Here is a 23,845-nt window from a genome sequence, read left to right as displayed (position 1 = left end):
TCACTACACCCTAAGGACATCACAATGAACCTACAAACGTCTTTACCTTCAGGTAAACCCAAGACCTGGAAAGCAAGATATACCGTCCTGACACTGATCTGGCTGGCGTGGCTGCTCTCTTTTCTCGACAGAATGGTGATGAGCGTTTCACTCCCTTATATTGGCAAAGATTTAAATCTTGATACGACTCAACAAGGTTTAATTATTAGCGCCTTTTTTATTGGTTATGCCGCGTTTCAAATTCCCGGTGGATTACTGGCGGATAAGTTTGGCTCGCGAAAAATCATGGCCATTGGTATTGCATGGTGGTCTGTGTTCACCAGCTTAACCGGCGCTGTGCTGACGCTGCCGCTGATGTTAGCAGTACGTTTCTTCTTTGGTATCGGTGAGGGATGTTTCCCGTCGGCCTCATGGAAGATGATATCAACCTATTTCCCATCGAAAGAACGTGGCCGCGCCACGGCGATTCAGTCAACGGTAAACACCTTAGGCCCAGCGCTGGCGGTAGTCGTGGCGGCAAGCATCATCGGGGCATTTGGCTGGCACATGGTTTTTATCGTGCTGGGTATTCCCGGTCTGTTTATCGCCGCAGGTATCTACTTATTTACGCGTGACAACCCGAAAGATCACCCTGCCATTACGCAACAAGACCTGGCGGAGCTGGCTGCTGACGACCAGGGGAGCCTGCAAAACACCAGTGCTATCGCGTTTAAAGACGTACTCAAAATGCCGGTGCTCTGGCAAATGGCCAGTATCTGGTTTTTGTTTGATATCACCTTCTGGGGTTTTTCAACCTGGCTGCCAAGCTACCTGATTACCGTACGAGAGTTTTCTCTGGCAAAGACCGGTGTCATGGCGGCCATTCCCTTCCTGTTCGGGGCTGGCGGAACATTATTAGGTGGTTATTGCTCAGACAAATTCAAACCCCAGCGTAAAACGCTGTATGTCGTAACCTCTGTTATTGCCGCGGGTTTCCTGTATCTGACCTTCAGCGTGAGCAGTGCAGATATGGCGGTGGTTTATCAGTGTATTTCAGCCTTGTTCATGTTTTTCGCTATGGCAACGTTCTGGGGTATTCTGATGGATACCATTCCCAGCAACATCATGGGGCGGGCATCCGGTATTGTTAACTTTGGCGGCCAGATGGCAGGGGTTGTATCAGCGCCCATCATCGGCTGGTTGATCCAAAGCAGCGGCGGAAGCTATAACAGCGCCTTTATCTTTATGATTGCCGCACTGTTGTGTTCTGCCGTTGTTACACTGACTGTGAAAAGCTCGCATGCAGTAGGGGCATTGCCCAGTAAAGCCTGATTAATCGCTGCCTCCCTGTGGCACTGCTGCTCCAGAGCTGCGGGGAGTTTCTCTCTAAATTCAGCAGGTTTGTACTCTTGTTCTCCATATTTGACCTGGTATGAAATTTATTTTTAGATAGCTATTCGCATATCCCCCTCGCAGTTCTGATGAACAATATCCCGGTTATATGTCCCAAAGCATTAAGAATAAATCATAATAAATGAGAGATTTGTCCTACGCGTGTAGGAATATTCCTTTTATGTTGTGTTAATGGTTTGATATTTAGATAGGCGCAAGGTTTAAAATTTGTAAATTACAGTGTTGCGTTTATACCTTGTTCTGCATTTTTTATAAAAAATGAATAAAATATACGCGTGATTATGTTAGGATTTACCTGATAAAGCCTTATTTTCAGAAATTATAATGTTGAAGGCTCGCCTGCTCTATAGCCATCGCCTCTCTTTATTTATCGGGATTCTTATACGCAATGAACGCGATAATCGTTGACGATCACCCATTGGCACGCATTGCCATCCGCAACTTACTCGATACTAATGGTATCGCTGTGACCACCGAACTCGACAGCGGAGATCAAGTGGTTCAAACCGTTGAAAAAACTAAGCCGGAGCTGTTGATTATCGATGTAGATATTCCCGGTATCAGTGGCATCGAAGTGCTGGAGCAGCTGAGAAAGCGGCACTATGCTGGTGTAATCATTATCATTTCAGCCAAAAATGAATTTTTTTACGGCAAACGTAGCGCCGAATACGGTGCCAACGGATTTGTGAGTAAAAAAGAAGGTATGAATAATATTCTTGCCGCAATCGAAGCAGCAAAAAATGGCTATAGTTATTTTCCCTTTTCCCTTGAGCATTTTACTGGTTCATCCGTCAGCGAGCAGGATAAGCTTGATACGTTGTCGAATCAGGAAATGAGAGTATTGCGTTATATCCTTAATGGCATGGATTACAGCTCAATTGCCAGCAAAATGAATATCAGTAATAAAACGGTGAGTACCTATAAAAGCCGGTTGATGGAAAAATTAGATTGTTCATCATTAATGGAAATCTATGATTATGCGCAGAGAAATAAAATAGGATAGAGTAATGCTGGAACGCTTGTTTATTTTTTTGATGGTCATATTTACCATCGGGTTGTCTACGGGTGTAAGCTCAGCTCGGCAAGTTGAGCTAAAAAGTAACTATAATACTTCAGTACAAAATATCAGCTTGAACAGGGAAGAAACAAACTGGTTAGCGCATAAAAAAACCTTGGTTGTTGGTACCTGGTTACCTGAAGTCTCCCCCATTGTTTATCAAAATAGCGGCGAATATTATCGGGGAGTTAACGCAGATTACCTCGCGTTAATGCAAAAGAACCTCAATCTAAAAATCATTATAAAGCAGTATGATAATGAGCAAGAGGCGCTGGCCGCGCTCGCCAATAACGATGTTGATACGCTGATAACCCAACTGTCCCGACGCCAAGATGTTGGCGGAAATTTGTTGCGTACTTCGGTATTGCTGACGACGTGGCCGACGCTTGTAACATCGCTAAAAAACACTATGCTGCCGCTGACCACGAACCATCAGGTTAGCGTCGCGTGCGTGCGGGATTGCCCTTTTCTCGATGTTATCCAGGGGGCCTTTCCTGAGGCTAAAGTCTCATTTTATGACGACGAGTATCACGCCATGGCCTCGGTAGTGAATGGTGATAACCAATATTATATTGGTAACAATATCACCAGCAGCCATTGCATCTCTCGATACTTCTCACAATCACTGGTTATTACGCACTACTTTGATAAGCAAGAACAATATAATTATTTTGTCGTTAACGAAGATCAGCCTGTATTAAGAAATATTCTTGATGGTTTCATTACGTCAATCAGTAATGAAATTCATATGCAAGTCATGCAGAACTGGCTGAACCGCGGCAACCTTGCCTATCTGAATGCACCTATACCTTTCACCACTCAGGAAAAAGCGTGGTTGAAGAAAAAGCATGTCATCCGCATTTTAATCAACCCAGATTACCCGCCCTATACGCTGGTCGATCGCAGCGGTGAATTACGCGGTATTCTTGGCGATTTACTGAATATTATTCATCTGCAAACGGGGCTCGATTTTGAACCCATTTTAGCTAACTCTAAAAGTGAGCAGACAAAGCAAATAAGCGGCGAACAGTGGGATATGTATCCCACTATCACGCTCACTCATCAAAACCCGCACAATTCGACCTTTAGCGATCCTCTGATGAATGTGGCATTTGTGATGATCACTTCCCATGAGGAAACCGCCGACTCGCTACTGGAGAGGCCGATACGTATTGCGCTACCTGCCGGGCATGTGCTGGAAAGCGAGCTGAAGCAACGCTATCCGCAGGCCACCTGGGTTAATGCTGATACTAGCAGTGTTGCGATGGTCATGGTCAAGGAGGGCAGCGCTGATGCGGCAATTGCTACCGAATTGTCAGCAAGGTTTATGGTCGATCATTACTATCAGAAAAATATGCACTTTTTTAGGCTTCCAGATATGCCTGGTGCCTCTGTAAGTTTTGCGATTTCTTCTCACGAGCCTATGTTGAAGTCTGTTATGGATAAAGCGCTACAGGCCATACCGCCACGTGAAATTTTGCAGATGACGGAGAGGTGGTCGAAAATTTCCAATACGCAGGTCGATTTCTGGAGTCGATATAGCAAACAGTTCTATCAACTGGGGGTATTCGCCCTGCTGCTGATAGCGATCAGCCTGATCTGGGGGATCTCACTCTCCCGTGAGGTAAAAAAAAGGAAACTATCTCAGCGGCTACTGGAAGAGCAGCTTCATCTCAAAGAGGCATTATCTCAAGAACTGGAAAACGAAAAGAATAAAGCGATTGAAGCAACCAAGGCCAAAAGTCGCTTTCTGGCGAGTATGAGCCATGAATTACGTACCCCGGTAAGCTCGATTGTTGGCTTTGTGGAATTACTGTCGAGTTCAGAACTCAGCCCGGCACAGCGAAAAGAGGCGATTGCCCTTACCGGGGCGACAGCCCAGTCATTGCTTGGGCTGATCGGTAAGATTCTGGATCTGGATAAGATTGAGTCTGGTAAATACCAGGTTGTTCCTCAATGGACGGATCTCTCGCAGCTCATTGAATTGCAGTGCCACTCTTTCGATGCTTTAGCCAGACAGAAAGGAATTACGCTGGCTTGCGTTAGCCAGTTGCCAGCAAACGAACGGGTATTTGTCGATCAGCAGGCTTTGCGGCAAATTCTCACCAACCTGGTAGGTAATGCGTTGAAGTTTACCGAGCAGGGCAGTATTCATGTGACGGCCCGTTTGACGCCTGACGGGGAGAATCACGGTACCCTGACCATTGCCATTAGCGACACCGGTTGCGGGATTAGTGAAGAGGAGCAGGCGGGGCTGTTTCATCGTTACGCTCAGGGGCGTTGCGAGCGTCAACAAACCGGTTCCGGTCTGGGATTATTTATCTGTAAAGAACTGGTGACGCTGATGGGTGGGACGCTGGAGTTGATGAGCGTCCCGTTGCAAGGAACCACGTTTACCATAACGCTGCCGGTTGAAACGGCTCGACAGTCGATTGTATCGGATGGCGATGCGCCTGGTACTCTGTTACCGCTTCCGTGTCTGTCTATTTTGATTGCAGACGATAACCCAACCAATCGCCTGCTGCTCAAGCGACAGTTGAATGCCATTGGCTACAACGTGGATGAAGCGTGTGATGGGGAGGAGGCAGAAGCCAAACTGGCGAAAAAATCGTACGATCTGCTGATAACCGATGTAAATATGCCGAAAAAAGACGGGTTTGATCTCGCGGCTTCGCTACGTCGTCAACAGCCGAATTTACAAATATGGGGACTGACGGCCAGCGCACTTCCACAGTCACGCGATCGATGCCTGCAAAATGGTATGAATTTGTGCCTGTTCAAGCCTGTGTCGATTCAGACACTGACACATGAGTTGAGTAAAATCGAAACCGGTTATTCGTCTCCTTGTTCAATCCGGCATTTGAAATTCAATGTGTTGACGGAGAATACCGGCGGCGATCGCGCACTAATGAACGAGATTCTCGAGACATTTCGCGAGGCAACGCTGAATGATATACAAGCGGCTGAGAAAGCTGTTCTGCAAGATGAACCTCAGCTGTTTTTGCGCGCTCTTCACCGGTTGCATGGCTCGGCGCAAATTCTGGGCATCACTGCGCTACAAAACCTGTGCGAACCTTTCGAATCCAGACGACCTGACGATCTTCCTCTGGCAGTACGCCAGGAGGCATTGCAGAAGATTATTGCTGTTATGCGGGAAATTGAGATTGAGATAGACAGTCTGATTAGCCATTAATCCCCCTGATCGGGTGGCCGTAGCTGCCCGATCAGGAGAGAAAGTCCTGGTTCAACACTCCGTAGTGCTGAGTATTACTGGCCTGCGCCGATCATCTCGCTATCGATCACAATACCTTCTTCAGCACCTTTTAACACAAGGTTTGCTTCATAATATTTACCGGAAGACAGCAGTTTTTGCGCGCTGGTAACGGCTTTACGAGTCTGATTCAGGGGCATCAGGTATTGGGTCTGAAGCACGCTGATACCAGCCAGTTGCAGGGTATCCACTGCACCTTTCCAGTCGCCTTTGGCCATTTTGCCATTCGCTGTTTTGATAGCGGATTCTTTGGCTGGAGTGGCAATATAGTCTTCTGACAGCGCGATCGTAGCGTTAATAACCACGTACTGATCGTCAATCATCTTGGCTTTAGGCACAGTTTTTACAAATTTCGCCCAATCTTTGCTGTCGCCTGCCAGCAGGGAAGCGGCGTCATCGGTTAGTTTTTTAGCGCTGTCAGGCTGTCCATGAAACAGGGCCAAACGAGCAAGCTGAATATCACGCATCGCATTTGCGCCTTGCACTGCGACCTGCATAATATCGGCAGCTTCTTTTTGAACATTTGCGGTAGTAGCTTGCGCCGGAGTGGTTGTGGTAGCAGTAGCAGCCATCACTGGTGCTGAACCCATCATGGTTGCAAGCACACCCGCAAGAATAATCTTTTTCATTACTTTCTCCTGAATAAATTTGGTATATGTCACCAAACGCAATAAGCATATTAAATAATGTTAAAGAGTGAAATCAGAACCACGATAGAATAATGACCGTTTAATCTTACAAGTGTCAGATATCTGACATGTGTAGGAATATACGCATAGCGACATTCTCTTGTTCTTATATACGCTTCCTTAGCGGAAGTCTTATCATTCCATTGTAAGTAACATATGTTGAGTGAGTAATAATTCTTGTGTCAACAGGTTACATTGCGTTTATGTATAACGGAGGATGTATGTTTGTTTTTAATCAGCGTAGCCTGAGAGCGTTTAATGAAAAAACACTCGTTCATTATAAAAAGCATGCGACGATTATGGCGGTGTTGATGTTGATTTGTGGCATCTGCTGCTTGATTTATCCGATTGCTGCAGGTGTTTATTTAAGCTATGCAACTGGCTTTATGTTTCTGGTATGTGGTTTCTATTCTATTTATAGCCTGTTTAGCTCAAGTAAAAAACAATTGAAAGCCAAATTTACCTATGCCTTTTTTGCTATCGCGTGGTTACTGCTGGGTTACTGTTTCCTGGTGAATCCTGTGATAGGTATGAATTCATTGGCAATGGTATTTTGCTGCCTGTTTATTCTGGGGGGTATTTTTCGTATCGCATCTGGGGTCAAACTGTTCCACAGTCCGGGTTATGGATGGAACATTTTCATTGGTATTTTTGACCTGCTTATTGTCGGCGTGTGGCTGAATATGGATCCCGACAGATCGTATGTATTTACCTCAATCTTTATTGGTGTCGAGATGATCTTTAGTTCTTTAGCTTTTATCAGTCTGCGTAGAAATGCGACGCTGGTAAAAACTGATAAGCTCGCCGATAAAAATTAATGCTACCTCTGGAGCGCATAGTGAATATTAAGATGATGGTTTCTGCAGCTATTCTTGTGACCTCTGTTATGGCGCCAATGACCCGTGCTTTTGCTACTCAGGCAACGGAAGCTGCGCCACAAGATATGACCTGTAAAGAATTCGTTGATATGAGTCAGCAATACAAGACGGCAATTGCCTTTGTGATTGTTAATAAAAATTCGGACTTTAAAGGCGATGATTATGTTCCCCTGCATGAGGTAGAAACGGAAGCTGTACCGAAAATGGTTAAAATGTGTCATCAGCATCCGAATACAAAACTGGGTGAACTGGCTGTAAATTTGAAAGGTTCCGGTTTGCACTATTGATTAACCGTTTTGATAGCCTGGCTTTAGTTAGAATTGACAACCTCTGTACCTGCCCCAGTTGTTCCCCTACAAGAAAATCTGCGTAATGTTTACCCCGCTATCCACGAGAAACTCGCTGGATAGCCGTGCCCGCTAATAACTGTAGACCTGGCAAATGAAGTCCCATCCCTGGATTTGATAATCTAAACCCAGGGATAGGGCAGGGGATCAACGTCGAGCTTTAAATCGCGCTAACGTATTTTCAACGAGAACAAAGAACACTGGAACAAAATAGATCGCCAGTACCGTCGCGGCCAGCATCCCACCGATAACCCCCGTACCGACGGCATTTTGCGCGCCAGAGCCCGCGCCGTTGCTTATTGCTAGTGGAATTACCCCCAGGATGAAGGCCAGTGAGGTCATCAGAATAGGACGTAAGCGCATTTGCGCGGCTTCCACCGCGGCTTCAAGCGGCGTTTTCCCTTCTTTCTGCATAATCTCGACGGCAAACTCGACGATCAAAATAGCATTTTTAGCCGATAGCCCCATCGTGGTGAGTAGGCCGACCTGGAAATAAACATCATTGCTCAGGCCGCGCAGATCGGTGGCCAGCAACGCGCCGACCACCCCGATTGGCACAACCAGCATCACCGAGAACGGGATCGACCAGCTTTCATACAGCGCCGCCAGCGCCAGAAATACGACGATCAGCGAAATGCCGTACAGCATTGGTGCCTGGTTTGTGGATAGCGCCTCCTGATAAGACAGACCGGTCCAGGCATAACCGACGCCTGCGGGCAGTTTATTAATCAGCGATGCCATAAATTTCATCGCATCACCGCTGCTTTTCCCTTCTACCGGCTGACCCAGAATTTCCATTGCTGGCTGACCATTGTAGCGTTCAAGGCGTGGAGAGCCGTAGGTCCACTCGGTTGATGAGTAGGCGGAAAGCGGGGTCATCGCGCCAGAGGCATTACGTACATACCAGTGATTAATATTATCAGGCAACATACGGAACGGCGTATCGGCCTGGACATACACTTTTTTTACGCGCCCCTGGTTCAGGAAATCATTGACGTAGCGACTACCGAACGCGGTGGAGATGGTCTGATTAATATCCGATAACGCAACGCCCATAGCTTCAGCCTTTTTGGCGTCGACGTGAATGCGGAACATCGGCGTATCTTCCAGGCCGTTTGGGCGCACCCCGTCGACCTCACCTGAGGACTGATTGGCCAGAGCCAAAAGCTCGTTTCGGGCCTGCATCATTTTTTCATGCCCAAGATTACCGTTATCCAGCAACTCCATATCAAACCCTGATGCGGTGCCCAATTCCGCGACCGCGGGTAAATTGAACGGATAAACGACGGCATTATTGATGGTACTTAAGGCCATCATTGCCCGTCGAATAATGGCGGTAACCGAGTTTTCTTCGCCAACGCGTTCTGACCACGGCTTCAGGCTGATAAACGCCAGGCCATTATTTTGTCCCTGACCGCTGAAACCAAATCCACCGACGGTGAAAACAGAAGCAACGTTTTTCTGTTCTTTCGTCAGGTAGTAGTCCGTTATTTCCCCGAGCACTTTGCTGGTGTTCACCATCGTTGAACCTGAGGGCAATTGCGCCGTGGTCATGAATACCCCCTGGTCTTCTTCAGGCAAAAAGGAGGTCGGCGTACGTAAAAACAGCACCATCATGCCCGCGCCAATGACTAAGTAAACGACCATGTAACGGCCCGTGCAACGTAACAGTTTTCGGGTGCTGTCCGTGTAGTGCTGAGTGCATTTCTCCATGAAATGATTGAATCGGGTAAACAGAAAATGCGTATTTGCCTGCTCGTCATCGTGTGCTTTTAACAGCATGGCGCAGAGTGCTGGCGTCAGGCTCATCGCCACAAACACCGACAGCAGCATGGAGGAGATCAAGGTGATGGAAAACTGACGGAAAATTTCTCCTGTCGCGCCGCTCATAAATGCCATCGGCATAAATACGGCGGATAACACGACGGCAATACCAACCAGCGCCCTCTGGAGCTGGCCCATTGCTTTATGCGTTGCCGCTTTTGGAGACAAGTGCTCTTCAGCAATAATACGTTCTACGTTCTCAACCACCACGATAGCATCATCGACTAACAACCCTATCGCCAGCACCATGCCAAACATCGTGAGCGTATTAATCGAAAAACCGGCGACGTCGAGAATGGCAAAGGTGCCAAGGATAACCACCGGAACGGCGATAGTGGGGATGAGCGTCGCACGAAAACTTTGCAAAAACAGGTACATGACGAGGAATACCAGAATGATTGCCTCGATCAAAGTATGAAAAACACCCTGAATCGAAATTTCGATAAACGGCGTGGTGTCATAGGGATAAACGGTTTTCATGCTGGCCGGAAACCAGGCTGATAATCTGTTCAGCTCTTGTTTAACAGCCTGGGACGTTTCAAGGGCATTGGCGCCTGCGGCAAGTTTAATCGCGATCCCAGCGGCGGGTTTGCCGTTGTAACGTGCAACCGTGGCATAATTTTCCGCACCCAGCTCAATGCGTGCGACATCGCGCAGCAGAACCTGAGAACCATCTTGCTGAACTTTAAGGAAGATCTTGCCAAATTCATCGGTTGTTTGCAGACGCGTCTGGACGATTATCGACGCATTTAATTGCTGATCGGCTGACTGAGGCATGCCCCCCAGTTGCCCGCCAGATATCTGATTATTCTGTACTTTGAGCTGGGTAATGACGTCCTCGGGAGTGAGGTTATACTTGTCGAGCTTTTGCGGATCCAACCAGATGCGCATGGCGTATTGCGAACCGAATAACTGCACGCTCCCCACCCCGGCAGTGCGGCTTAGCGGATCTTTAATGTTCGAGGCCACATAGTCGGCAATATCATATTGGCTCAGGCTGTTATTATCAGAGATAAAACCGGCGACCATTAAGATATTGCTGCTGGATTTATCAACGCTGATCCCTTGCTGTTGTACTTCCTGTGGCAAGGAAGGCATCGCCAGCTGCAGTTTATTCTGTACCTGAACCTGCGCAATATCGGGTGATGTACCCGTTTTGAAGGTCAGGATAATCGAGGCATTACCTGCCGCATCACTGGTGGATGACATATACATCAGGCCATCAAGACCATTCATATTCTGTTCAATCACCTGGGTGACGGAGTCTTCAACGGTCTTTGCATCTGCCCCGGGGTAGGCCGCGCTGATGGTAATGGTTGGGGGCGCAATTTGTGGATATTGGGCGACTGGCAGGTTCATTATCGCGATACCGCCCGTAAACATCATGATAATAGCGAGCACCCAGGCGAAAACTGGGCGCTCAATAAAAAAGTTGGCCATAAAGAAAGTGTCCTTAATACCTGAAATATTACTGTTCAGCTACCGTGTCAGGTGTGTTCAGTTTTGAAGGGAGGACCCGGGCTTTGCTTCCCGGACGAATTCTTTGTAATCCGGACACAATGACCCGATCGCCGGGGCGTAATCCCGCGGTCACTAACCATTGATTACCAACGGCCTTCACTGCGTTTATTTCACGCAGTTGCACTACGTTTTCCTGGTCAAGGATCAGCGCGGTGGCTTTTCCTTGCTCGTTGTGCGTAATTCCTTGCTGGGGGACCATCAACACGTTTTGTTGACTGCCTTCGTCCAGCAACGCAGTGACATACATGCCGGGTAAAATTTCACCTTCAGGATTGGGAAATACGGCGCGCAGGGTTACCGAACCGGTGGTCTCATCAACAGCGGGATCGGAAAACTCAAGCGTACCGGTATGGCGATAGGGTTTGCCGTTTTCCAGCATCAGCTCAACCGGAATTTTGCCTTGTTGCTGGGCAATTTTGCCGTTAGCTTTCTCTTCTTTCAGGCGTAAGAAGTCCTGTACTGACTGCGTTAAATCAACATAGATCGGATCTAATCTCTGAACGGTGACCAGCGAGTTTTCCTGATTGGCAGTAACCAGGGCACCCACGGTCACGGAAGATTTGCCGCTAATGCCATCAATGGGCGAGGTAACATTGGCATATCGAAGATTGATAGTGGCTTGTTCAAGATCCGCTTTAGCGACGGCAACATTGGCTTGCGCTTCATTAAGCTGTGAAAGCGTGGTGTCATAGTCCTGGCGGCTGACGTAATTAGATTTTATTAATGCTGACTGCCGATTTAGTGTCAGACGAACATTATTGGCGGTAGCCTGTGCCTTTGCCAACGCGCCTTTGGCTGAGTCCAGTCGTGCCTGCAGTGGGGCTGGATCAATTTGATACAGTGATTCTCCTTTGCTGACTTTATCACCTTCAACAAAGTTGCGTTTTATGATGATCCCACCAACCTGAGGGCGGATTTCGGCGATCTCGAACGCAAGCGCGCGACCCGGAAGTTCACTTTTAATATTTACTGAGGAGGGGGCTAAGGTAACAACGCCGACCTCGGGCTCCATGGTGGTTTTTACTGCAGGTTTATTATCGCAGGCGGTGATGATGACGCTACTAAAGAATAATGGTATCAACAGTAAGCATTTTCTGTTCATAGTAATCCCTGAATAATGTGTAAACACAAATGTTCTTTTATTGCATGCAGGGTGGGGGAGTTGTCGGTAAATAACAAAAGATGGTCAGGCATGAGAAGGGTAAAGCCCATTTCTTCGCTAAAGAATTAGCGGTTAAAAATTATATGTAACAGGAAGAATGCATGTTAAGCGAAGGATCTCCTGAAGCAGGATGGCGCAATAAGATAAACGCGGGGTAATGAGAAGGGTTGTTTGCCAACACCTGACTCCGGAATATAGTCGCGCCATCTTACCTCTGGGATTATTTCACTAGCTCCGGAGTTACCTGAGTTACTGTATTAGCGTAGTAAGGCGCTCCCCACATCGGCTCAGGCCAGAACGCACCATAACCATAATCCCACATATTATAAGTGGTGTTGACAGACTCAGTTAAATGCCAAACCTGGATACCTTGTAAATCAACTTTAACAAAGTTGTACGGGACTTTGTTGATGAAACCTGACTCATCTCCTTGAATTGTTCCCAAAATAGTCACGAAATGGTTTCTGTAGTTTACCGGATCGAGGAAACCTTTCTGCTGGGCAAGAATACGTCCCTGATAGCTCGCGTCAATTTGTGGCTTAGCAGAGTCGTTCAGTGGCAAAACGGCGATTTCCAGCAACGTATCTTTTTTGGTGTTAATCACATTGATGACTTTACCGCCAAAGCGGGCCTGCTGACCGGTATATAAACCAGGCTGGTTATGCACGGAGATAAAGTTTTTTTGGATATCGGGTTGATTATTACCTTTGATATTCTCAGGAATGGCGGCACATGATGCCAGGGTGAAAGCAAGGGCAATAATCATCAACCCTTTTGTATTTTTCATTTTACTTTCCTGCTTAAAAAAGACAGGGCTATAGTAAACCTTTGCGTATTATTGTCAGCAGACGCATTGTTGATTATCTAAAATTAATATAATTGTAGCTCATGGTAATAACGGATTGTATTTTATCCGGTCGCTGAATGATGGCGATATTTTCAACGACCATAAAAGTAACTGCAGACATCACGATTTCACGTCACGCTGGCGGGAATGTAATAAAGCGGATCATCAATTTTCGCGGCGCTCATCAACCGACAGAATGACCGCGTTCATTACTCCCGTCACCTAGCCGGTAAGCCAGCGCCACGACTAGTGACTGTACCAGGCACAGCGTCGCTGACTGGGAGCGAAACGCGTCGACCTGCGCCTCTTTCACCACAAAGCAGAGATCGCTGAATGTTGCCAGCGGGCTTATCTGGCTGTCGGTAATCACGATCTGGCGCGCGCCGGCATTGGCCGCAGTTTCGCTGACCATCACCGTTTCTTCCGCATAAGGTGAGAAGCTTATCGACACCACGATATCGCGCGCTTTAATGCGGTTAATTTGCTCGCGCAGCATTCCGCCCATTCCGTCGAGCAAAATAGGGCGACACTCAAGATGGCTCAGGGCGTAGGTGAGATAGGCGGCGACGCTAAACGAACGACGTAGACCGGCGATGTAAATGGTGTCGGCTTCTGCCAGCAATTGTACGGCGCGTTCCAGCATTTCAGGTTCGGCACGGGCTGCCAGCTGCTGGAGCGCTTGGGTATTCGAACGGGCGAACTCCTGCAGGATATCGAGCGGGGTTTCCGGCACGGCTTCGCTTTCCATCTCACGGAACATGCGCGCGCGGTCGCTGTAGCTGGCGGTTTCCTCCACCAGGTTCATACGAAACAGCTGTTTCATTTCGTTGAAGCCGGTGAAGTCAAAGGCATTGGCGAAGCGGATCAGCGTTGAGGGTGGCACTCCGGCACGTTCAGCAATGACGGCAACCGTATCAAAGGCCACGCTATTGGTATTATCCAGCACATAGCGGGACACCTGCTGCAGCCGCTTACTCAGGCTATCGTAGCGATCGCGGATTTGCTGCTGCAGCTCGTTCAGGCTGGTTGCTGTTGTCATTTTACCTCCTGGTACATAGTTTTATGATTCTAAACGCAAAACCGCGTCTTTGAAATGTCACTCATTCATCTGGCTGTAAAAACGAAACAAAAGCTTCAGGTTTGCCGTTCGCTGAAACGTTCTGCCAGTGCACGCTAATCATGCGATTCCGCTTGTTAACATAAAAACCCATCCTTGATCACATTAATCATTATTTATTTTATTTCAACTTAAAATGGAATGTTTGTTTCATATATAGTACACAGATAACAGTGTTCAGGTAACAGTCACGTATCAACAGCGAGAGGTTAAGGATGGAGACAGTAGCGAATTTTATCCACGGCGAATGTGTCACCGGTTCAGGCCAGCGCGTTCAGGCAATCTTCAACCCGGCCACCGGCGAGCAGATCCGCCAGGTGGTGATGAGTACGACACAGGAAACCGAGCAGGCCATTGCGGCAGCGCACGACGCATTCCCCGGGTGGGCGCGCCATTCTCCGTTAAAACGTGCGCGAGTGATGTTCCGCTTTAAGGCGCTGTTGGAAGAAAACATGGAGAGGCTGGCTCGCATCATCAGCGAAGAGCATGGCAAGGTGTTCTCTGACGCAGTTGGTGAGCTGACCCGCGGCCTGGAAGTGGTGGAGTTTGCCTGCGGCATCCCACATCTGCAAAAGGGCGAACACTCAGCCAACGTAGGCACCGGCGTCGATAGCCATTCGCTGATGCAACCTCTCGGGGTTTGCGTCGGGATCACGCCGTTTAACTTTCCGGCAATGGTACCGATGTGGATGTTCCCCATCGCGCTGGCAACCGGGAATACCTTTGTGCTGAAACCCTCGGAAAAAGATCCTTCTCTCGCCCTGGCTCTGGCGAAACTGCTGCAAGAGGCGGGCCTGCCGGACGGCGTGTTCAACGTCGTACAGGGAGATAAAGAGTCCGTCGACGTGCTGCTGACTGACCCGCGCGTGCAAGCCGTGAGCTTTGTCGGCTCTACGCCGATTGCGGAATACATTTATCAGACAGCGTCAGCCCACGGTAAGCGTTGCCAGGCGTTAGGTGGTGCTAAAAATCACTGCATTTTAATGCCGGATGCCGACATGGATATGGCGACCAACGCCATTATGGGTGCCGCTTACGGCGCGGCGGGTGAACGCTGCATGGCGCTTTCTGTCGTGCTGGCGGTGGGTGATAAAACGGCAGATGAGCTGTGCTCGAGACTGGAAAAACAGATTGCGGCGCTGCGTGTCGGGCCGGGGCTTGATCAGACACCGGAAAACGAAATGGGACCGCTTATTTCCTCGGTGCATCGGAATAAAGTGCTCGGGTATATCGACAGTGGGGAATCTCAAGGAGCCAGTCTGCGCGTGGATGGTCGACGTTTTAGCGTCAAAGGTCATGAGCAGGGTTATTTTGTTGGGCCGACCCTGTTTGATAACGTCACGCCGGAGATGACCATTTATAAAGAAGAGATTTTTGGACCGGTGCTTTCTGTGGTGCGCGTAGCAGATTACAGCAGCGCGGTGGAACTGATTAACCGTCATGAATATGGTAACGGCACGGCAATTTTCACACGTGATGGCGGCTGTGCGCGTCGTTTCTGCGAAGAGGTGCAGGCGGGCATGGTGGGCGTTAACGTGCCTATTCCGGTGCCGATGGCGTTCCACAGTTTTGGCGGCTGGAAGCGGTCCATTTTTGGTGCGCTCAATGTTCACGGCAATGATGGCGTGCGCTTCTACACCCGGATGAAAACCGTCACCGCACGCTGGCCGGAGATGCTGCAGGACACAGGGGCAGCGTTCTCCATGCCAACGCTGGGCTGACAGGAGGGTTTATGCAAACCGAACGTATGACCATGGCTCAGGCGCTGGTCAAATTCCTTAATCAACAATATATCTGTGTCGATGGCGTGGAAACGCCCTTTGTCGAGGGGGTCGCCACCATCTTTGGTCACGGTAATGTGCTTGGCATTGGCCAGGCGCTGGAGCAGGATCCCGGTCATTTGCAGGTGATGCAGGGATGTAATGAGCAGGGAATTGCGCACATGGCGACCGGATTCGCCAAACAGCATCGGCGCCAGCGTATTTTTGCCGTGACGTCATCGGTTGGGCCGGGAGCTGCAAACATGGTGACCGCAGCGGCAACCGCGACGGCGAACCGTATTCCTCTGTTGTTATTGCCAGGCGATGTCTACGCCAGCCGTCAGCCGGACCCGGTATTGCAGCAAATTGAGCAATACCATGACCTCGGCATCAGCACCAACGACTGCTTCCGCCCGGTCTCGCGTTACTGGGACCGGATTAACCGCCCGGAGCAGTTAATGAGTGCGATGCTAAACGCGATGCGAACGCTTACTGACCCCGCAGATACTGGTGCCGTGACCATCTGCCTGCCACAGGATGTACAGGGAGAAGCCTGGGACTATCCACAGAGTTTCTTTGCACGCCGCGTTCATCTGATTGAACGTCGACCGCCCGACCCACAGCGTCTGGCGATGGCGCGGGCGCTGATTGCCCGCAAACGCCGTCCGCTGGTGGTATGCGGCGGCGGGGTACGATATTCCGGCGCGCATGAGGCGTTTCGTACGTTTGTTGAAACGCTGCAACTGCCGTTTGCCGAAACTCAGGCCGGAAAAGGCGCACTGGTTAGTGACCACCCACTTAACCTCGGAGGCATTGGGGTAACTGGAGGGATGGCAGCGAATCAGCTCGCACCGCAAGCCGATCTGGTGATCGGCATCGGTACGCGCCTCACCGACTTTACCACCGGTTCGAAAGCGCTGTTTTCTCATCCGGAGGTTGAGTTCCTGCTGCTGAACGTGGCGGAGTTTGACGCGCTGAAGCTTGATGCCACCGCGCTTATCGCCGACGCCCGTACCGGGCTTACGGCGTTAACTGAAACGCTGAAAGACTACCGCAGCGATTGGGGGAAGGAGGTCACGCAGGCGCAAGAGGCCTGGCGCGATGAGTGCCAACGTTTATGGGATCGCGACTGGCGTCCCGACGACGAACCCGAAGTGGCAGGGCATCTTGACGCTCAGTTAGCGGAATATGGCGACACGCTAAACACCCGGTTGACCCAGACGAAGGTGCTGGGACTTATCAATCAGCACATTGAAGATAACGCTATCGTCGTGGGGGCCGCTGGATCGCTGCCTGGCGATTTACAGCGTATCTGGCAGGTCAAAACCCCGGACAGCTATCACCTGGAATACGGCTACTCCTGTATGGGCTATGAAATTGCGGCTGCTATTGGAGCCAGGCTGGCGAAGCCACGGCAGCCGGTTTATGCCATGGTGGGGGATGGCTCATACATGATGCTGCATTCCGAGCTACAAACCGCCGTTCAGGAGGGGATAAAAGTCACTATCCTGTTGTTTGATAACGCCAGCTTCGGGTGCATTAACAACCTGCAGATGGGGCATGGGATGGGGAGTTTCGGTACGGAAAACCGCCACCGCAACCCGCAAACCGGACGGTTAGATGGACCGTTGGTGAAGGTCGATTTTGCCAAAAACGCGGAAAGCTACGGCTGTCGGGCATGGCGCGTACATGACGAGCAAAGTCTGCTGGCGGCGCTGGAAGCCTCCCGTGTGCATTCAGGGCCTGTGCTGCTGGATATCAAAGTTCTGCCGAAAACCATGACCCACGACTATGCCTCCTGGTGGCGTACTGGCGATGCGCAGGTGGCAGACTCTCCGTCGGTGCGAAAAGCGGCTGAGCAGACGTTTGAGCAGGTGAAAAACGCACGTCAGTACTAAAAGCGATTAATGCCGGATGGTGCTGCGCTTATCCGGCCTACAGCGGATTCTACCTCCTGGCCGGATAAGGCGTTAGCGTCGTCATCCGGCAACCTGCGACAACGAAATTTTCATTTCATTTTTCCTTTCTCTTCATCCATCACCTCCTTCCTGAACGGAAGGAGGGCCAATTCCTTCATCTTTCCTGTCTTTATGTTGTGATATTGATAACAAATTTTATCTCGATCATCTCAAAAGTGTTAACTTGCACCCAAAAACATAATTTTCACTATTTATAAAAATGAAATAAATGTTTTATTTAAGGGGTCGTTAGTTCATCGCATTCACCAACACCGGGAGCCGTTATGTTTAACATTGCTTTACTGGGCGCTGGCCGAATTGGCCAGGTACATGCAGCTAACATTGCCAGTCACAGTGCCACTAACCTCTGGTCGGTCGTCGACCCGAATCAGGAATTTGCCACTCGTCTTGCCACACAGTACCAGGCTCGTTTGCAAAGCCTGGATGAGGCGATGACGGACCCTAACGTTCACGCCGTGCTGATTGCCTCCGCGACCGATACCCACGCGGATCTGATTGAAATGGCCGCACGCCACGGCAAAGCCATCTTCTGTGAAAAGCCGGTCCACCTGGATCTGGCCCGTGTACGCGACTGTCTGAAAGTGGTCAAAGAGTACGACGTACCGTTGTTTATCGGTTTCAACCGCCGCTTCGATCCGCAATTTCGCCGAGTGAAAACTGACGCACTGGCCGGGCGTATCGGTAAGCCGGAATCGCTGCTGATCATCTCCCGCGATCCGTCGCCGCCGCCTGCGGAATATGTGCGTGTATCCGGCGGTATGTTCCGCGATATGACCATCCACGATTTTGATATGGCGCGCTTTATCATGGGTGAAGAGCCGGTTTCGGTGTATGCCCAGGGCAGCAATCTGGTGGATCCGGCGATTGGCGAAGCGGGCGATATCGACACCGCGTTCATCGTACTGAAATATGCCTCCGGCGCGATGGCGACCATCGTCAACAGCCGCCGTTCTTCTTACGGATACGATCAGCGCCTTGAGCTGCACGGCTCTGAAGGGCTGCTGTGCGCGGGCAATATTCTCGAAAACCAGGTGCAGCATTACGGCAAACAGGGCTGCACCAGCGCGTTACCTGAACACTTCTTCCTGCAGCGTTATAAATCGGCCTATGCCGCGGAATGGGAACACTTTGTTGCGGTACTGCGCGGCGAAGCGGTCCCTGATTGCAGCGGGGACGATGGCGAGCGTGCGCTGTATCTGGCGGATAAAGCGCTGGAGTCACTGCATAGCCAGCGTGAAGTTCTCCTCTGATTGTCACCACAACCTACCCTACACAGAGAGACATAATAATGAAAAAACTGATCTTAGCTGTCCTCATCGCCATGACATCCGGGGCAGCCATTGCTGAAAACGAGCAAATTGTTTTCAGTACGCCAAACCTGGCGATGCCATTTGAAGTTCACATGCAGCGCACGGCGGTGAAAGCCGCAAAAGAGATGGGCGTGAATTTACAGGTCCTGGACGGGCAGGGTAGCTCGCCAAAACAGGTCGCTGACCTGGAAAACGCCATAACTCGTGGCGCACAGGGCTTTATTGTTTCGCCGAACGATGTCAACGCGGTATCCAGCGCGGTAGATGAAATTCAGGATGCGAAACTGCCCGTGGTCACGCTCGACCGCTCCGTTGACAGCCAGAAAAAAGTGCCGCACTTCGGCGCGAACAACTACAAAGGCGGCCAGGCGATTGGCGACTTTGTCAAAACCAAATTCCCAGACGGGGCAGACATTATTCTGCTGACCGGCCAGCCAGGCTCCTCCTCCAACATTGAACGTACTAAAGGTATTCGCGACAGCCTGAAGGCGGGCGGTGAAAAGTACAAGATCGTTGCCGATCAGACGGGTAACTGGATGCGTTCTGAAGGGATGCGCATTGTTGAAAGCGTGCTGCCTTCGCTGCCGAAGCGTCCGCAGGTGATCCTCTCCGCTAACGACGATATGGCGCTGGGCGCGATTGAAGCGTTACAGGGGCAAGGACTGAAGCCGGGTGAAGTTCTGGTCACGGGATTCGATGCCGTGCCGGAAGCACTGGCGCGTGTGCGCGACGGTTGGCTGGCAGTGACGGCGGATCAACGTCCTGGCTTTGCGGTGAAAACGGCCATGAGCCAGTTGGTGAATAACGTCCGTGAGAAGACTGCGATCACCGGGGCTGACTACCCGCCAACGCTTATCACCAAAGAGAACCTGCAGCAGGCCGAGCGTATTAGTGAGGCCGGTAACTGATATGTCCGCAGCCGCCGCGCAAGTGGCGGCTCTCTATGAGGAGGAGCAGACCGATGTCGCAACCCTTACTGAAAGTGACCGACCTGGCGAAAAGCTTTTCCGGCGTTTGGGCGCTGAGCAGCGCACAACTGACTGTCGGAGCAGGCGAAATTCATGCGCTGTTAGGTGAGAACGGTGCCGGAAAATCGACCCTGCTGAAAGCGCTGGCGGGCGCACAGCCGCAAACACGCGGGGATATTTGGTTCAACGGCGAAACATTGCCGGTAGAAGACTCTCCGGTTGAGCGGCAGAACAAGGGCATTATCACGATTTATCAGGAATTTAATCTGCTGCCCAATATGACCGTCGCCGAGAATATGTTCCTCGGACGTGAACCGCGTAAACGCAATCTGATTGTGGACGAAAAGGCGGTAAATCAGGAGGCGCAGGTAATTCTGGATTACCTGCAACTGAACGTTGCGCCAACCACAGCCGTGGCCCGACTGAGCGTGGCGCAGCAGCAAATGGTGGAAATTGCGCGGGCGCTGACGTTGAACGCGAAGCTGATCATCATGGACGAACCTTCCGCCGCGCTGAGCGACAGCGAAGTAGAAAGTCTGCACCGGGTGGTGCGGGAACTTAAAGGGCGTGGCGTGAGCATTATCTACGTCACCCATCGCCTGCATGAAGTTTTTCAGCTCTGCGACCAGTTCACCGTTTTCCAGGATGGGCGATTCACCGGGAATGGCGCGGTTGCACAGACCACCGTAGAACAGCTGATCCGTCTGATGGTGGGGCGCGATGTGGCCTTTAATCGCCGCCCGGCCAGCGAAACTCACCATGAAGATAAACCTGTGCGTCTGGCGGTGAAGGGGCTTAGCCGCGAAAAACCGCCGCTGGATCCGCATGGCATCGCGCTGCACGACATTAGCTTCCACGTGCATGCTGGCGAAGTATTAGGTATTGCCGGACTGGTGGGTGCCGGGCGCACCGAAGTGGCTCGCTGCCTGTTTGGCGCCGACGGTTTTACCTCCGGCAGCTTTGAACTTGATGGCGTGCCGTATCAGCCGCGCGATCCGCTGTTTGCGCTGGATCAGGGGCTGGCGCTGGTACCGGAAGATCGTAAAAAAGAGGGCGCAGTGTTGGGACTGTCGATCCGCGACAACCTGTCGCTCTCCAGCCTGTCGTCACTGCTGCATTGGCGCTGGTTTGTGAATACCCGCAAAGAAGATGCCCTGATTGAGTCTTACCGCCAGGCGCTGCAGATCAAAATGGTCAACAGTGCGCAGGAGGTGCGCAAGCTCTCCGGCGGAAACCAGCAAAAAGTGATCCTCGCGCGCTGCATGGCGCTTAACCCTCGGGTGTTGATTGTGGATGAACCGACGCGCGGCATCGATGTTGGCACCAAATCAGAAGTCCATCAGGTGCTGTTTGATATGGCGAAAAAGGGCGTGGCGGTGATTGTGATCTCCTCCGATCTGCCGGAAGTCATGGCGGTTTCCGATCGGATCATCACGTTGAGTGAAGGTCGGGTGACTGGCGAGATCCACGGCGATGACGCCAACGAAGAGCGGCTAATGACGATGATGGCCATCAACCATAACGCCTTGAATGCGGCATAACGGAGTGACTCATGACGCAGATTATTTCTAAAACGCAGGTTCCAGCCAAACGCGGTGGACGTCTTGATCCCATTGCCTTTTTTGAGCGCTTTGGGGTGCTGATTTTTATGATCCTGCTGCTGATTTTCTTTCAGTTGCAGAACAGCAATTTTCTTTCTGAACGCAACATTTTCAACATTCTGACCGAAGTCTCCATCTACGGAATCATGGCGGTGGGGATGACGTTTGTCATTCTGACTGCCGGCATCGATCTGTCGGTGGGCTCTATCCTGGCGGTCTGCGCTATGACCGCTGCGTATGTGATCAAGGGCGACAACTTCACCACCGTCGATCCGAACGCCTGGGGCGGCATGAGCTGGCTGATTGGCCTTGGTATCTGTATGGCGATGGGCACCGCGATTGGTTTTCTGCATGGCCTCGGCGTGACCCGCCTGCGTCTTCCGCCGTTTATCGTCACCCTCGGTGGGATGACCATCTGGCGCGGCCTGACGCTGGTGATCAACGACGGCGCGCCGATTGCCGGTTTCGACGCGGGATACCGCTGGTGGGGACGCGGCGAACTGCTCGGCATTTCGATTCCTATCTGGATCTTTGCTCTGGTCGCTATTGGCGGTTACCTGGCACTGCATAAAACCCGCTGGGGGCGCTTCGTATACGCCATCGGCGGCAACCCGGAGGCGGCGCGTCTGGCAGGGGTCAACGTGAAGCGCGTGCTGGTGAGCGTCTACGTGCTGATTGGCTGTCTGGCGGGGCTGGCGGGCTTCATCCTCAGTGCGCGTTTAGGCAGTGCGGAAGCGGTCGCCGGGATCTCCTTTGAGCTGCGGGTCATCGCTTCGGTGGTGATTGGCGGCACGTCGCTGATGGGGGGCTACGGACGCATCGGCGGCACCATTATCGGCTCGATCATCATGGGCATCCTGATTAACGGTCTGGTGCTGATGAACGTCTCGGCTTACTACCAACAAATTATTACCGGCTTAATTATCGTTCTGGCGGTGGCGTTCGATACCTACGCCAAGAGCCGTCGCGGCGCACTGTGAGGATCATGATGAAAGAGGTTCGTATTGGATTGATTGGCACCGGGTATATCGGTAAGGCGCACGCTATCGCCTATGCCCAGGCCCCGACGGTGTTCAACCTGCGCGGCAAACTAGTGCGCGAGATGGTGGCGGAAGTCACGCCGGAACTGGCGGCAGAGCGGGCGCAGGCGTTTGGCTTCAATCGCTCAACCGGAGACTGGCGGGCGCTGGTGGCCGACCCGGCCATTGATGTGGTGGATATCTGTTCTCCTAATCATCTGCACAAAGAGATGGCGCTGGAAGCGATTCGCCACGGCAAGCATGTGTATTCGGAAAAACCGTTGGCGCTGAACGCCCACGACGCGCGTGAAATGGTTGAGGCTGCACAGCGGGCAGGAGTGAAAACCCTGGTGGGGTTCAACTATATGAAGAACCCAACGGCGCAGCTGGCGAAAGAGATCATTGAGCGCGGCGAAATTGGCGAGGTGATCCATTTCTACGGCACCCACAACGAAGACTACATGGCCGATCCGCTTGCACCGATCCACTGGCACTGTTTTAAAGAAACGGCGGGTCTGGGGGCACTTGGCGATCTGGCGGCGCATATCGTCAATATGGCGCAGTACCTGGTTGGCGATATTCATCAGGTCTGCGGCGACCTGAAGATCGTGGTGCCACAGCGTCCGGCGCAAGCCGGTTCCTCGCAAATGGTGACGGTAGAGAACGAAGATCAGGCCCACGCAATGGTGCGCTTTGCAGGCGGTGCGCAAGGGGTGATTGAAACCTCCCGCGTCGCCTGTGGCCGCAAGATGGGGTTGTCGTATGTGATTACCGGGACCAAAGGAACCATCAGTTTTACCCAGGAGCGCATGGCTGAGCTGAAGCTCTATTTGCATGACGATCCGGTCAACCGCCAGGGGTTTCGCACTTTACTGGTTGGTCCTTCGCATCCGGACTACGGCGCGTTTTGCATGGGAGCCGGGCATGGTATCGGTTTTAACGACCAGAAAACTGTGGAAGTGCGCGACCTGGTGGACGGCATTGCCGCCGATGCGCCGATGTGGCCGGACTTCGAAGAGGGCTGGAAGGTGTCGCGTGTGCTTGACGCTATCGCACTCTCGCACCTGGAAGGCCGCTGGCTGAATGTGAACGATATTGTCTGA

At 51.2% G+C, this 23,845-nt stretch carries 17 protein-coding genes; 12 read left to right on the top strand and 5 right to left on the bottom strand.

Annotated elements, in window-relative coordinates:
• The first annotated feature begins 24 nt into the window (after positions 1-24).
• The 3 genes from G4551_RS17925 to G4551_RS17915 all read left to right on the top strand — a co-directional run bounded on the left by G4551_RS17925 (position 25) and on the right by G4551_RS17915 (position 5,642).
• Complete coding sequence (locus G4551_RS17925; RefSeq protein ID WP_003839760.1) at positions 25-1,311, top strand: MFS transporter; 1,287 nt, start codon at positions 25-27, stop codon at positions 1,309-1,311.
• Positions 1,312-1,780: 469 nt separating this feature from the next.
• A complete protein-coding gene (gene evgA, locus G4551_RS17920; protein ID WP_003839762.1) occupies positions 1,781-2,395 on the top strand; it encodes an acid-sensing system DNA-binding response regulator EvgA in 615 nt (204 codons plus the stop codon).
• A gap of 4 nt (positions 2,396-2,399) precedes the next feature.
• Positions 2,400-5,642 carry an ATP-binding protein gene (locus G4551_RS17915; protein ID WP_003839764.1) on the top strand — a complete coding sequence of 1,081 codons (3,243 nt, stop codon included), beginning with the start codon at positions 2,400-2,402 and terminating at the stop codon, positions 5,640-5,642.
• A 74-nt stretch (positions 5,643-5,716) separates the two neighbouring features.
• On the opposite strand, the gene G4551_RS17910 is transcribed toward G4551_RS17915, so the two are convergent.
• Positions 5,717-6,349 carry a YfdX family protein gene (locus tag G4551_RS17910; RefSeq protein WP_003839766.1) on the bottom strand — a complete coding sequence of 211 codons (633 nt, stop codon included), beginning with the start codon at positions 6,347-6,349 and terminating at the stop codon, positions 5,717-5,719.
• Positions 6,350-6,630: 281 nt separating this feature from the next.
• Between G4551_RS17910 and G4551_RS17905 the strand changes: the two genes are divergently transcribed.
• Positions 6,631-7,227, top strand: a complete 597-nt coding sequence (locus G4551_RS17905) for a DUF308 domain-containing protein (protein WP_003839767.1) — start codon at positions 6,631-6,633, stop codon at positions 7,225-7,227.
• Positions 7,227-7,574 (top strand): HdeA/HdeB family chaperone, encoded by a 348-nt coding sequence (locus tag G4551_RS17900; RefSeq protein ID WP_008321512.1) that lies wholly within the window; start codon positions 7,227-7,229, stop codon positions 7,572-7,574. The genes G4551_RS17905 and G4551_RS17900 overlap by 1 nt, the downstream gene beginning before the upstream one ends.
• 207 nt (positions 7,575-7,781) lie before the next feature.
• Here G4551_RS17900 and G4551_RS17895 read toward each other — a convergent pair whose 3' ends face one another.
• The 4 genes from G4551_RS17895 to G4551_RS17880 all read right to left on the bottom strand — a co-directional run bounded on the left by G4551_RS17895 (position 7,782) and on the right by G4551_RS17880 (position 14,027).
• Positions 7,782-10,898 carry an efflux RND transporter permease subunit gene (locus G4551_RS17895; RefSeq protein WP_003839771.1) on the bottom strand — a complete coding sequence of 1,039 codons (3,117 nt, stop codon included), beginning with the start codon at positions 10,896-10,898 and terminating at the stop codon, positions 7,782-7,784.
• A gap of 28 nt (positions 10,899-10,926) precedes the next feature.
• Positions 10,927-12,081, bottom strand: coding sequence for an efflux RND transporter periplasmic adaptor subunit (locus tag G4551_RS17890; RefSeq protein ID WP_003839773.1), 1,155 nt, complete (start codon positions 12,079-12,081; stop codon positions 10,927-10,929).
• Positions 12,082-12,361: 280 nt separating this feature from the next.
• Positions 12,362-12,928, bottom strand: coding sequence for a Slp family lipoprotein (locus G4551_RS17885; RefSeq protein WP_003839775.1), 567 nt, complete (start codon positions 12,926-12,928; stop codon positions 12,362-12,364).
• Between the two features lie 244 nt (positions 12,929-13,172).
• Positions 13,173-14,027, bottom strand: a complete 855-nt coding sequence (locus G4551_RS17880; RefSeq protein ID WP_003839777.1) for a MurR/RpiR family transcriptional regulator — start codon at positions 14,025-14,027, stop codon at positions 13,173-13,175.
• A 293-nt stretch (positions 14,028-14,320) separates the two neighbouring features.
• Between G4551_RS17880 and G4551_RS17875 the strand changes: the two genes are divergently transcribed.
• The 7 genes from G4551_RS17875 to G4551_RS17845 all read left to right on the top strand — a co-directional run bounded on the left by G4551_RS17875 (position 14,321) and on the right by G4551_RS17845 (position 23,845).
• Positions 14,321-15,826: a CoA-acylating methylmalonate-semialdehyde dehydrogenase gene (locus G4551_RS17875; protein WP_003839780.1), complete on the top strand. Its 1,506-nt coding sequence runs from the start codon at positions 14,321-14,323 to the stop codon at positions 15,824-15,826.
• An 11-nt stretch (positions 15,827-15,837) separates the two neighbouring features.
• Positions 15,838-17,763: a 3D-(3,5/4)-trihydroxycyclohexane-1,2-dione acylhydrolase (decyclizing) gene (iolD, locus tag G4551_RS17870; protein WP_003839783.1), complete on the top strand. Its 1,926-nt coding sequence runs from the start codon at positions 15,838-15,840 to the stop codon at positions 17,761-17,763.
• 344 nt (positions 17,764-18,107) lie between these two features.
• A complete protein-coding gene (gene iolG / locus G4551_RS17865; RefSeq protein WP_003839784.1) occupies positions 18,108-19,094 on the top strand; it encodes an inositol 2-dehydrogenase in 987 nt (328 codons plus the stop codon).
• 38 nt (positions 19,095-19,132) lie between these two features.
• Positions 19,133-20,062 carry a sugar ABC transporter substrate-binding protein gene (locus G4551_RS17860; protein WP_003839787.1) on the top strand — a complete coding sequence of 310 codons (930 nt, stop codon included), beginning with the start codon at positions 19,133-19,135 and terminating at the stop codon, positions 20,060-20,062.
• Between the two features lie 53 nt (positions 20,063-20,115).
• Positions 20,116-21,663 carry a sugar ABC transporter ATP-binding protein gene (locus G4551_RS17855; RefSeq protein WP_003839789.1) on the top strand — a complete coding sequence of 516 codons (1,548 nt, stop codon included), beginning with the start codon at positions 20,116-20,118 and terminating at the stop codon, positions 21,661-21,663.
• 11 nt (positions 21,664-21,674) lie between these two features.
• Positions 21,675-22,703: an ABC transporter permease gene (locus G4551_RS17850; RefSeq protein ID WP_003839791.1), complete on the top strand. Its 1,029-nt coding sequence runs from the start codon at positions 21,675-21,677 to the stop codon at positions 22,701-22,703.
• Between the two features lie 8 nt (positions 22,704-22,711).
• The gene (locus G4551_RS17845; protein WP_003839793.1) at positions 22,712-23,845 is read left to right on the top strand and encodes a Gfo/Idh/MocA family protein; all 1,134 of its coding nucleotides are present in this window, start codon (positions 22,712-22,714) and stop codon (positions 23,843-23,845) included.

This window comes from Citrobacter freundii ATCC 8090 = MTCC 1658 = NBRC 12681, from assembly GCF_011064845.1.
GTDB classification, from domain to species: domain Bacteria; phylum Pseudomonadota; class Gammaproteobacteria; order Enterobacterales; family Enterobacteriaceae; genus Citrobacter; species Citrobacter freundii.
This window is presented reverse-complemented; position numbering and strand designations above follow the sequence as displayed.